The sequence below is a fragment of the Desulfotignum phosphitoxidans DSM 13687 genome, assembly GCF_000350545.1.
Taxonomy (GTDB): domain Bacteria; phylum Desulfobacterota; class Desulfobacteria; order Desulfobacterales; family Desulfobacteraceae; genus Desulfotignum; species Desulfotignum phosphitoxidans.
In genome coordinates, this window is sequence record NZ_APJX01000020.1 from 18,677 (window position 1) to 29,994 (window position 11,318).

Sequence of the window (11,318 nt, forward strand, 5' to 3'; positions counted from 1 at the left end):
TGACCCTGAAATTTGATATAAGAATCCATTACAGTGAAAGCCAGACAGACAACAATGCAGATCAATCCAATCAGGAGGAACAACACCCATGAATTTCGGATCCATTGACGAGATATTGACATTTGCCATTGACAAAGAAAATGAAGCCGTCGCATTTTACCGGGACCAGGCGGCAAAAGCCACCAAAGACTCTCTTAAGGAAATTTTTGAAAGTTTTGCCAAAGAAGAGGAAAAACATGCGGCCCTGTTGTCCGATATTTCAGGCAACAAGGAAAAAATCGAATCCTATGAGTTCAAAAAGATTCCGGATTTGAGAATCAGTGATTATATGGTGGAAAAAGACTATGAAGAAGGCATGCCCATGCCCGAAATTCTCAAAGTGGCCATGAAACGGGAGGAAAAAGCCGTCAAGCTGTACCAGACCCTGGCGGATCAGACAGGCAATGCCGATGCCAAAAAATTGTTTTTGATGCTGGTTCAGGAAGAGTCCAAGCATAAACTGGGACTGGAATCCATGTATGATGATTACCTGGCGGAACAGGACAATTAAATAAAATGCGCAGGATGGTATGGATTTAACCTGCCTTTTCAGGCCGTCTTCCATGGCGGTGATCGGTGTGTCCACCACCCATGACCACCATCCCGCCAATGTGATTTACAACAAAAACCATCTGCGGTATCCCGTGCAGACGTTTGCGGTGAATCCAAAAGGCGGTCAATTGAACCGGGCGCCTGTGTACGGGTCTGTGGGTCAGATAGAAACGGCTGTGGACCTGGCCGTGATCGCCGTGCGCTCCCGGTTTGTGCCGGATGTGGTGGCCCAGTGCATTGAAAAAGGCGTCAAAGGCGCGGTGATCATTTCAGGCGGGTTTGCTGAAACCGGCGATAAAAACCTGCAAAAAGAGGTGACGGATCTGGCGGCCCAGGCGGATTTCCCCTTTGTGGGACCCAACTGTCTGGGGATTTATTCGCCCGACGCTGTGGATACGTTTTTTCTGCCGGGGGAACGCATTATTCATCCGAAAAAAGGAAATATCGGATTTGTGTCCCAGAGCGGCGGGGTCCTGGTGGATCAGATGGTGAAATTCGCGGGCCAGGGGATCGGTGTGTCCGCTGCCGTGAGTATCGGAAACAAGGCCTGTATCCGGGAAACCCATATGATCGACTGGTTTGAGCAGGACTTAGGCACCCGGGTCATTGCCTTTTATATTGAAGGGTTTGAATGCCGGGAAGGCCGGGAATTCATCCAACGGGCCCACACCTGCACCAAACCCATTGTGGTGCTCAAGGCCGGCAAAACGGCCCGGGGGATTGCGGCGGCATCCAGCCATACGGCATCCGTGGCCGGGGATTACCGGGTGTTTTCAGAAATCATGGCACAGCATTGTGTGGCCGAAGCAGATACGGAATATGAACTGACCTCGTTTTGCGAGGCACTGAGCTGTTATCCCAAAGGCAGTTCCGGGCACATCGGCATTGTGTCCTTGTCCGGCGGACACGGGGTGGTGGCGGCGGATGCCTGCGGACATCATGGGTTGGATATTCCTGAGATTGCCGAACAAACCGCAGATGCCATCCACTCCCGGCTGTCACCGGAAATCCAGGCCATTGCCTCATTGAAAAACCCTTTGGATTTGACCGGGTCGTGTGTGGATGACGATATCCTGACCGCGGTGCGGCATCTGTCCAGAGATTCTCATATCGACTGCATCCTGGCCCTGCTGCTGCCCTATTCTCCGGGAATTTCCGCGGACATCGGGGCCAAATTGAGTCAGGTGGCCAGAAATGAGGGCAAGCCGCTGATCGCCTATGTGCCCAAAGAGGACAAATACAAGATTATCATTGAAGGATTTGAGCTGAACCGGATTCCCGTGGCCTCGTCCGTGGAAGGGGCGGTGCTCATGGCCAAAGCATTGAAAAGGTGTCATCCATGCTGACCCCCCGCATCACACAGATCCTTGAATCCGCCCGTTCGGCCGGCTGGGTCCTGGAGCCGTTCGCCAAAGAAATTCTGGCCGACCGGAAACTGGCGGTTCCCAACAACGTGCTGACCGATTCAAAAGAGACGGCCACACAGTTTCTGGCTGATTGTGGCGGCCCCGTGGTGCTTAAAGCGGTTTCCCCGTTGATTGTCCATAAAACCGAACACCAGGCCGTGGTGACCCATGTGCAGGATCCGGATACACTGGCCGCTCAAATGACCCGGCTGTTATCCCTCAAGGGATGTGACCAGGTCCTGGTGGAGGAAATGGTGTCGGGTATTGAAGTGCTGGTGGGTGCGAAAAACGATCTTCAGTTCGGGCCGGTGGTGGTGCTGGGACTGGGGGGCACCCGTATGGAAATATACAATGACACGGCCATCCGCCTGGCACCGGTGACGGAAGCGGATGTGACATCCATGGTCAAGGCCCTGAAAGCCGGGCCGATTCTGGAAGGGTTCCGGGGGAAACCCGGCGTGAACATGGCTGATTTGACCCGGATGCTGGTGGATTTTTCCCATCTGGTCATGGACCTGGAAGCTTTTTTTGAATCCATTGATCTGAATCCCGTGATGTGTGATTCAGACCGCTGTGTGGTGGCGGATGCCCGAATTATTCTGCTGCCGGAAAGATAACGTGTATCATGACTTCCTCTTCTGATACGTCCCCCCGGGAATGGCGGCTCATTTCCTGGAATGTCAACGGGCTTCGGGCCGTGCTGAAAAAAGATTTTTTCACGTCTGTGAACCGGCTGAATCCGGATATTCTCCTGCTCCAGGAAACCAAACTTCAGAAAGACCAGCGGACCCCGGAAATGATCGATTTTTCACCCTATGAATCCTTTTGGGCCTATGCCAGCGTGAAAAAAGGGTACAGCGGAGTGGCCGCATTTTCAAAAAAGACGCCCCACCAGGTGATCACACGGTTTGGCCGGCCGGAATATGATGGCGAAGGCCGGGTGATCCGGATGGATTTTGATCGCTTCACCCTGTTCAATGTCTATTTTCCCAACGGGCAGATGAGTGACGAGCGCCTCCAATACAAGCTGGATTTTTATGACTGGCTTCTTACTTATACCCAGACGCTGCGGGATGCGGGCAAAGGGGTGATCATCACCGGCGACTTCAACACGGCCCATAATGAGATCGACCTGAAAAATCCCGGCCCCAATTCAAACCGGTCCGGATTTTTGCGCATCGAGCGGGATGTGCTGGACCGCATGATCGATGCAGGATACGTGGATACGTTCCGCCATTTTTATCCGGAAAAAGTGAAATACTCGTGGTGGTCCTACCGGTTCAACGCCCGGAAAAACAATGCCGGGTGGCGCATCGATTATTTTTTTGTCACACAGGACCTGCTGGACAACGGCGTGGTCAAAGATGCGTTTATCGACAATGACATTTTCGGATCCGACCATTGCCCTGTGGGGTTGATCATCACGGTGTGAGTCCGGGCAGGCCCGGCCCGCCCGATCCATGCATGCCGGCCGTGCCCGGTCAAGGGGTCATCAACCGGCAGATCTGCCGGCCGAACTCGGAACAGGAAACTTCGGTGGCTCCGGGGATCTTCCGGGCCAGATCATATGTGACCTGTTTGGCGGCAATGGCCTGCTGCAGGGCATCGCGAACCAGTTCTGCCGCCTCGTGCCATTCCATGTGATCCAGCATCATGGCCCCGGACAGAATCAATGATCCGGGATTGACCTTGTCTTTGCCCGCATATTTGGGGGCCGTGCCGTGGGTGGCTTCAAACACGGCGCAGTCCGTGCCGATATTGGCCCCCGGCGCCAGTCCCAGCCCGCCCACCATGGCGGCCAGAAGATCGGAAATATAATCCCCGTTCAGATTGGGCGCGGCAATCACATCATAATCTTCGGGCCGCAGCAGGACCTGCTGGAACATGTTGTCGGCGATCCGGTCCTTGAGCACGATGCTGCCTTTGGGTGGTTTGCCGTTGAATTCCTTCCACAGCCGGTCTTCCAAAATCACATGATCGGCAAATTCCGTTGTTCCCACCTCCAGGCCCCAGTTCAGAAAAGCGCCTTCCGTGAATTTCATGATATTGCCCTTGTGCATCAAGGTCACGCTTTTGCGCTGGTGATCAACGGCAAATTGAATCGCTTTGCGGACCAGGCGCTGTGTGTTCTCCCGGCTAATGGGCTTGATGCCGATGCCCGTGGTGTCCGGGGCCAGAGATTTGCCGGTTTTTTTTCGGATCAGATCAATGATTTCTTTGGCCTCGTCACTGCCGGAAGGCCATTCGATCCCGGCGTACAGGTCTTCCGTGTTTTCCCTGAAAATCACCATGTCAATGGCCGCCGGACGACTGCACGGAGAAGGAACCCCCCGGATATATCTGGCCGGCCGGATGCAGGCGAACAGATCCAGTTCCTGGCGGATGGCCACGTTAAGGGACCGCATGCCTTTACCCACCGGGGTGGTCATGGGGCCTTTAATGGCCACCCGCAATGCTCGGATCCGGTCCAGGGTGGACAAAGGCAGCCATTCGCCGGTCTGTTTAAAAGAGATCTCTCCGGCAGGCAGTTCTTCAAAAGTGATCTGCCGGTTGCCGTTGTAAGCGGTGTCTACAGCGGTTTCCAGTACCGGCCGGGTGGCATTCCAGATATCCGGACCCGTGCCGTCCCCGGGGATACAGCCGATAATGGGATGATCCGGTACATGAAGCGTGCCGTCCGGGTTCAAAGCGATGGAATCAGGCATGATGGGTATCCTTTGGTTTTGGGGTGACCTTGATAAAATGCCGGTTTACAGACATCAATCCTTGAAAACCAGTTTGCCGCCGATATAACCGGCAATTCCGGCCGATGCCAGCATGATCAGGTTTATCAGAATAAATATCCAGGCCAGAGAGGTTGACAGCACGGCCGGATTCACAAGGAACCAGATCAGAGAGATCAGACAGGAGGCACAGGTCAGGGTGGCGGCCAGAATTTTAATTCTGAAAAGCAGGGTATCTGCCTGGTTGTATTTTCGCTGCCATTCCAGCACGCCCGTGTAAACGACCAGGGGCAGGGCCAGCACCACAAACACCAGATTGACGGCTGCGGCTTTGGCCGGCAGGGTGGCATCGAACAGCCAGGCGATAACGAAAAGAACAGCGGCAATGGGCAGAATTCCGTTGGGTGTATGCACCAGGATGGGGTGGGCATGATGCCGGATCATCAGATCGGTGATCTTCTGATATAAGGATTGAGGTGCCGGGGTCTCGGTCTTTTCAGGTTCAGAAATTGCGGAGCCAGCGGTTTCAGGTTTTGATTTGTCAGGTTCATCAGAGGGTTGTATTTCCACAAATTTGCTTTTGTCAGCCCCGCATACCGGGCATTTTTCCGGGGGAAATTCTCCTTCGTGGACATAGTTACAAACCGTACATTTCCAGGCTTTCATCTCAGTTCCTTCATTTGTGTGTTAGGTAATGTTGTGGATCGCTGCCCGTTGATTTTGTTTCGGGTCTGATTATTTCCGTTCCTCGATACCAACGAACCGGCATTCATCCGGGCCGCAGTAATCCCCGACATAGGTGGCGCCGGGACGGTACAGGGTGGGTTTGGGGGCTGCTTTGGCAAACTGTTCTTCAATGACATGGGCACACCAGCCGCTGACACGGGACAGGGCAAAAACGGGAGTGAACAGGTCCATGGGAATCCCCATGGCGTAAAACAGGGATGCGGAATAAAAATCCACATTGCAGAAAATATCCCGGTCTTTTCTTTTTTTAAAGGCTTGCTTTCCCCTGATTTCCAGTTCTTTGGTCAGTTCATACCACCGGGTGTCGCCGATGATTTCTCCCATGCGCTGACTCATGGGGGCCAGAATCAATGCCCTGGGATCATCGGTCTGGTACACGGCATGGCCCAGCCCCATGATCAGGCCCCCGGAATCCAGAATATTGTCGATGTAGGCATTGATATTTTCCGGGGTTCCGATCTCCTTGAGCATCTCCATGACCCGGACATTGGCACCCCCGTGCAGCGGGCCGGACAGGCTGCCGATGGCAGCCGCAACCGCCGCATAGATATGGGCTTTGGTGGACGCCACCTGCCGGGCGGTAAATGTGGAGGCGTTAAAGGAATGTTCCGCATGGAGCACCAAACCGGCGTCAAAAAATGCCGCAGTCTCCGGATCCGGGGGTTCCCCCGTGAGCATGTACAAAAAATTGGCGGCATGGCCCAGGGAGGTGTCCGGTGCCAAAGGGGTCCGGCCGTTGCGGACCCGATCCCAGGCTGCGATCAGGGTGGACAATCCGGAAATCAGGTATTCAGCACTGTTCTGGGCATCTGCCGGTGTTTGTTTGCCTGCATTTTCATCGGCCTGGATCAGCAAGGGGGTGGCGGCCTGGAGCATGTCCATGGGGGTCATGGACCGGGGCAGGGTCTTTAACAACGTCACAATGCTTTCCGGTATGGGCCGTTTCTGTTTCAGGCGGTTGTCAAATGCTGCCAGGGCCTGTTCGTCCGGCAGACGCTCGTGCAGCAGAAGATAGCAGACTTCTTCAAACGTGGCGTTTTCCGCCAGATCTTCAATACGATAACCGCGGTATATCAGTTTGCCTTCCCTGCCTTTGACATCGCAGATTTTTGAACTGGCAACATCCACGCCTCTGAGCCCGGTGTTTATGACCGGGGTGCATTCGTCGTTCATGGATCACTCCTTGAAAAAGGTTAACATATTTTTTCAGGGGGACGTCGTTCCGGGACATATTTTACCCGAGCCTGGTTATTATGGACGGCTTTTGATACATACAGCCCGCAATAACAGGCCCCGAACTCTTCCAGATCCGGTTCCCGGTAGACGCAGGGGCAGATGATGTCCTTGTCTTTTTCCCGGTCTGAGCAGGCCAGTCTACAGGGGCAGGCCATGTAGCCGTAGCGGTCCTTGTTTAAGATCAACGATTCCAGCAGTTCAAAGACCAGGTCTTTGTCTTTGTTGAAATAAATGCCTTTGGCTTCCTGTGATTTTTTCAGTGCCTGATAAAGCTGTTCCACATTCATTCTGTAATCCCCAATGCCGCTTTGATTTCTTTTTCTTTGTATCCAACGATGACGGTGTCCTTGATTTTGATGGTGGGAAAGGAACACCTGGGATTCAACGCCTTGATATCTTCAAGAATGGCTTTTCTTTCTTCGCCTTCCAGATCGTCCACTTCCACATAGTCATACTCCACGTTGCAGTCATTCAGCAGTTTCTTGGTTGATTTGCAATGACTGCATGTGCTCAATGCGTAGAGCATGGGTTTTTCTGTGTTCATTGACAGCTCCTTTTACCGGCCTTGACCCGGTGGTCTGTTTACAGGTAAGATGTGACAGCGTATGTACATCCGAATGATACTGATAGTACAAATTCATGTTTCTGCTGTTACATGGCAGTAATTTTGCATTTTTTGTGCCGGTTTGGCAAGGAACAATTTCACAAGTGATGCCGTTGTAATAAAATTGTGTCATTTTTGCTTTAAAAATTTGCTTTTAAAAGCAATTTTGGAATGGTACAAATAAACGAATCAATCGTTAATTTTAAAACAGGAATAAAAAAAGATCTGGATTTAAAAGAGACATAATCGTCTCAGGATGACACATATCAGAGATACAGATTGACCCGGACAGGGTATCACCGCGGATTTCCCCCTGTCCGCCTGCCGGTCTGGTCCGGGGAACCAGGCAGGACGTTCGACTTTTCAGCGGCCCGGCAGATAACCAGGAAACAGGATATGGATTCAATTGCCACTGGTGTGATTTTTGCAGATGTTTGCAGATGATAAAAAGCGAAAAATGGCATTAGACAAAAACACGCGATAGATCTAAGGAGGCAGCATGGGCACAGTATTGATTGTTTACGCCACCCGGTCCGAAGAAACCAAGGCCATTGCCGACATTATTGGTGAAGGGATCCGGATATCCGGACACAGTGCACAAGTCAAACGGGTGAACGAGATCAAAAGTGAAGACGATCTGAAAGGATATGACGCGTATATTTTCGGGTCTCCCACCTACCATGGTGAAATGATCACTCCCCTGAAACAGTTGTTGTTTCAGGCGGAGCGGGCGGAGTTGGCCGGGAAACCCGGCGGCGCCTTCGGTGCTTACGGCTGGAGCGGTGAGGCGGCTGGCCGGATTTTTGATACCATGGCCCATATTTTCAAAATGAACATGGTATCTGAAGGCCCGCTGATGCTCAAAGCCGCCTGGGTGGGCGGCGGTATCAAGGCCGCCCAGGAATATGGCAAAAATGTGGCTGCCATGATTTCTGAAACCGTATAAACCCGGGGAGAATATTATCATGAACACGCAGAATTCGATCATTGTTCCCTGTATGTCCTGCGGGGCCAGAAACCGGATACCGACAGCCCGGATGAGTGAGCACCCCCGGTGCGGTAAATGCGGAACGCCCCTGTCTTTGAACGCACCGGACAAACCCGTGACGGTGTCGGACGCCTTTTTTCAAAAAGAGGTGATGCAGTCGTCTTTGCCGGTCCTGGTGGATTGCTGGGCCCCCTGGTGCGGGCCGTGCCGGGCCGTGGGACCTGTCATGGATGCATTGGCAAAAAAATATCAGGGTCGCCTGAAGGTGGCCAAATTGAATCTGGATGACAATCCAGCCACAGGGTCCCGGTTTGCCATCGCCTCTGTACCCACACTTTTGCTGGTGAAAAAAGGAAAGCTGGTGAACACGCTGGTGGGCGTTCTGCCCCAGGCCCAGATCGAGGCGGCCATCCGTCAGATGCTCTGATCGGCAACGCAGTAGCGACCGGCTGTTTCAAAATCGATCTGGCAGAATCATTGCGATATATACCGGGCCGGTGAGGGACAAAAAAGAGATTTTGACTGGAAATGAACGATTTTATGTCTTATGTTATTAAAAATGTCTTAACAGGCGGATGCGATATATGAATCAGCATCATTCTTGAATCCAACCACTAAACAGTTAAAGGAGTTTAAAAACATGGCAGAAAAAATGGGTATTTACAAATGTGAAAAATGCGGCAACATCGTACAGGTCCTTCATGGAGAAAAACCGCCGGTCACCTGCTGCGGCAAACCCATGGAACGGCTGGTGGAAAATACAGTGGATGCGGCCGTGGAAAAACATGTGCCTGTGGTGGAAAAAATTGAAGGCGGATACAAGGTCAAGGTCGGCAGCACAGCCCATCCCATGACCAGTGAGCACTACATCCAGTGGATCGAGCTGACCAGCGAGGATGACACTTTTGTTCAGCGCAAGATGCTGACTCCGGACAATGCACCGGAAGCGGTTTTCAAAACCGATGCCGACAAAGTGGTGGCCAGAGAATACTGCAACCTGCACGGCCTGTGGAAAGCCTGATTTATATTTTGTGACACCATAACAAAGCCCCGGATGATCGGAAACGATCATCCGGGGCTTTGTTTATTCAAGGGTTCACGTGTGTTTTTTTGCTAGCCGTTTAATTTTTCCTTTAATTTTTTTGCCAGGGTGGCGCCTAGCTCAAAACAGCGGTTCAGGTCGTCTTCATCCGGTACATACAGCACCTTGACGCCGGGGTCCGCCATTTCCCATTTCATTTCCTCAAACTCTTTGTTGATTATTTTGACCGCTTCACCGCTCCAGCCATACGACCCAAAGGCGGCAGCTATTTTGTTCTGGGGACGTAATCCTTTGATATAGGTTAACACATCAGCGATCACGGGGAAAATACCGTTGTTCAGGGTGGGGGATCCCACGGCCACGGCCCCGGCATCCAGAATTTCGGTCATGATGTCGGACCGGTGACATTTCCGGGTGTTCATGAGCCGGACGCCCACGTGTTCCGATTCAATCCCGCTGGTCACGGCCCGGGCCATTTTTGTGGTGCTTTCCCACATGGAATCAAAGATGACCAGTGCTTTGTTGACGGGTTCCTGCCGGGACCACCGGTCATAGGCCGTGAGGATCCGGGACGGATCTTTTCGCCAGATGACGCCGTGATCCGGGCAGATCATGCGGATGTCCAGGTTCATTTTGGCCACATCCGAAAGAAGGGCCTGGACCCGGGGAGAGAAATGCAGCAGAATATTGGCGTAATATTTGCGGGCATGGGGCATGATTTCATCCCCGATGTCATCATCGAAAAACTGGTCTCCGGCATAATGCTGTCCAAATGCATCACTGGAGAACAATATTTTTTCATCCGGCAGATACGTGAACATGGAATCCGGCCAGTGGAGCATCCGTGTTTCCAGAAACGAAAAGGTCCGGTTCCCTAAAATCACGGTGTCTCCGGATCCCACCACTTTAAAATTATAGTCCCGGTTAAAATGATTTTTCAGGTTCTGGGCCCCCATCTTGGAACAGTACAACGGCTTATCTTCACCGATTTTATGCATGATTCCGGGAAGGGATCCGGAATGGTCCATTTCCGTGTGGTTGCTGATCACGGCATCGATTTTTTTGGGGTCCATGATCCGGCTGATATTGGCCAGCAGCTCATCTTTAAAATGGGATTTCACGGTATCGATGAGTATGTTCTGTTCTCCGGTGACCAGAAATGCATTGTATGACGTGCCTTCACGAATCTCATATCCGTGGAAATCCCGGATGTCCCAGTCCCGGCATCCCACGGAATAAATGCCATTTGCCAGTTCTATGGGTGTGAACATAATGCCTCCGTTTAATCCACTTTTTCAAAATATTCCTGTTCTGCTCCGCACAACGGGCATACCCAGGATTCGGGCAGATCTTCCCAAGCCGTGCCCGGATCGATTCCATTGTCCATGTCTCCTTCTGCAGGATCGTACACATAACCGCAGGGGCATTCATATTTATCCATTGTTTCCTCCGTTTGTCAGTGGTTGTCTGGTTAAGTTACAGGGGACAGCCGACCGGGCCGGTGCCGCTTTCATGGGCGGCTGAATTCTGTGTGAATCGTCGATCAAAGTATTGAGCAATTTGTGTGCCATGGCTGACATGCAAATTATGAGGCTGTTTAATACTGCAGGAGCCGCATAAAACCAACCAGTTTCAACCCGCCTCGTTTTCATTTCAACCCGCTTTTTTTCCATCGCCGCCATCGTCAATTGCCTTCACTCTTTGACAAAGCCAGCTAAAAATTTTTTCAAATTCGTGCATTTTTTGCTGGCGTCCCCTTTTCCTTTTTGCTATAAGCTTTTTCATGGAACCTTTAATCATCAGAAACCGCAAAATCACCGCCGAAGATCTGCCTGTTATCCAGGCGGTGGTTAACGAGCACTGGGACAAGGGTCGGACCCATATATCCCGGGAACTTTGCAAACACTGGAACTGGGTTCAGCCCAGCGGCCGGCTCAAAGGCATGGCCTGCCGGGAACTGCTTTTGACCCTTTACCGAAAA

15 protein-coding genes and 1 pseudogene are annotated in these 11,318 nt (G+C 52.1%); 8 read left to right on the forward strand and 8 right to left on the reverse strand.

The genetic code is table 11. The features are described from left to right. Nucleotides 1–88 precede the first annotated feature (88 nt). Genes DPO_RS23095 through DPO_RS23110 form a run of 4 tightly spaced genes read left to right on the forward strand, consistent with a single transcriptional unit; the run spans nt 89 to nt 3,429 of the window. Nucleotides 89–550 carry a ferritin family protein gene (locus DPO_RS23095; protein WP_006968801.1) on the forward strand — a complete coding sequence of 154 codons (462 nt, stop codon included), beginning with the start codon at nt 89–91 and terminating at the stop codon, nt 548–550. Nucleotides 551–569: 19 nt separating this feature from the next. After that, entirely contained in the window at nt 570–1,937 is a 1,368-nt protein-coding gene (locus DPO_RS23100; RefSeq protein ID WP_006968802.1) for a CoA-binding protein, read from the forward strand. Then, nucleotides 1,931–2,614: an acetate--CoA ligase family protein gene (locus tag DPO_RS23105; protein ID WP_006968803.1), complete on the forward strand. Its 684-nt coding sequence runs from the start codon at nt 1,931–1,933 to the stop codon at nt 2,612–2,614. The genes DPO_RS23100 and DPO_RS23105 overlap by 7 nt, the downstream gene beginning before the upstream one ends. A gap of 8 nt (nt 2,615–2,622) precedes the next feature. After that, nucleotides 2,623–3,429: an exodeoxyribonuclease III gene (locus DPO_RS23110; RefSeq protein ID WP_006968804.1), complete on the forward strand. Its 807-nt coding sequence runs from the start codon at nt 2,623–2,625 to the stop codon at nt 3,427–3,429. Between the two features lie 49 nt (nt 3,430–3,478). Here DPO_RS23110 and icd read toward each other — a convergent pair whose 3' ends face one another. From icd to DPO_RS23135, 5 genes are all read right to left on the reverse strand, one after another. Then, nucleotides 3,479–4,702 (reverse strand): isocitrate dehydrogenase (NADP(+)), encoded by a 1,224-nt coding sequence (icd, locus tag DPO_RS23115; protein WP_006968805.1) that lies wholly within the window; start codon nt 4,700–4,702, stop codon nt 3,479–3,481. Nucleotides 4,703–4,756: 54 nt separating this feature from the next. Next, complete coding sequence (locus DPO_RS26635; protein WP_006968806.1) at nt 4,757–5,386, reverse strand: rubredoxin-like domain-containing protein; 630 nt, start codon at nt 5,384–5,386, stop codon at nt 4,757–4,759. A 69-nt stretch (nt 5,387–5,455) separates the two neighbouring features. Then, the gene (locus DPO_RS23125; protein WP_006968807.1) at nt 5,456–6,640 is read right to left on the reverse strand and encodes a citrate/2-methylcitrate synthase; all 1,185 of its coding nucleotides are present in this window, start codon (nt 6,638–6,640) and stop codon (nt 5,456–5,458) included. 20 nt (nt 6,641–6,660) lie between these two features. Next, nucleotides 6,661–6,990, reverse strand: coding sequence for a ferredoxin-thioredoxin reductase catalytic domain-containing protein (locus tag DPO_RS23130; RefSeq protein WP_006968808.1), 330 nt, complete (start codon nt 6,988–6,990; stop codon nt 6,661–6,663). After that, on the reverse strand, nt 6,987–7,247 hold the full coding sequence (locus DPO_RS23135; RefSeq protein ID WP_006968809.1) for a glutaredoxin family protein: 261 nt from the start codon (nt 7,245–7,247) through the stop codon (nt 6,987–6,989). Before DPO_RS23135 ends, DPO_RS23130 begins: the two co-directional genes overlap by 4 nt. Nucleotides 7,248–7,806: 559 nt before the next feature. Here DPO_RS23135 and DPO_RS23140 point away from each other — a divergent pair. The 3 genes from DPO_RS23140 to DPO_RS23150 all read left to right on the forward strand — a co-directional run bounded on the left by DPO_RS23140 (nt 7,807) and on the right by DPO_RS23150 (nt 9,316). Further along, nucleotides 7,807–8,253 (forward strand): flavodoxin domain-containing protein, encoded by a 447-nt coding sequence (locus DPO_RS23140; protein ID WP_006968810.1) that lies wholly within the window; start codon nt 7,807–7,809, stop codon nt 8,251–8,253. A gap of 19 nt (nt 8,254–8,272) precedes the next feature. Then, on the forward strand, nt 8,273–8,722 hold the full coding sequence (gene trxA, locus DPO_RS23145; RefSeq protein WP_006968811.1) for a thioredoxin: 450 nt from the start codon (nt 8,273–8,275) through the stop codon (nt 8,720–8,722). A gap of 213 nt (nt 8,723–8,935) precedes the next feature. Beyond that, nucleotides 8,936–9,316: a desulfoferrodoxin gene (locus DPO_RS23150; RefSeq protein WP_006968812.1), complete on the forward strand. Its 381-nt coding sequence runs from the start codon at nt 8,936–8,938 to the stop codon at nt 9,314–9,316. Nucleotides 9,317–9,408: 92 nt separating this feature from the next. Here DPO_RS23150 and DPO_RS23155 read toward each other — a convergent pair whose 3' ends face one another. The 3 genes from DPO_RS23155 to DPO_RS26540 all read right to left on the reverse strand — a co-directional run bounded on the left by DPO_RS23155 (nt 9,409) and on the right by DPO_RS26540 (nt 11,122). Next, the gene (locus DPO_RS23155; RefSeq protein ID WP_006968813.1) at nt 9,409–10,608 is read right to left on the reverse strand and encodes an FprA family A-type flavoprotein; all 1,200 of its coding nucleotides are present in this window, start codon (nt 10,606–10,608) and stop codon (nt 9,409–9,411) included. 11 nt (nt 10,609–10,619) lie between these two features. Further along, a complete protein-coding gene (locus DPO_RS23160; RefSeq protein WP_006968814.1) occupies nt 10,620–10,778 on the reverse strand; it encodes a rubredoxin in 159 nt (52 codons plus the stop codon). Between the two features lie 212 nt (nt 10,779–10,990). After that, complete coding sequence (locus DPO_RS26540; RefSeq protein WP_268870652.1) at nt 10,991–11,122, reverse strand: hypothetical protein; 132 nt, start codon at nt 11,120–11,122, stop codon at nt 10,991–10,993. Between DPO_RS26540 and DPO_RS23165 the strand changes: the two are divergent. Continuing rightward, a pseudogene (locus tag DPO_RS23165) lies at nt 11,121–11,318 on the forward strand (Druantia anti-phage system protein DruA); the annotation flags it as partial. The gene DPO_RS26540 and the pseudogene DPO_RS23165 sit on opposite strands and share 2 nt — an antisense overlap.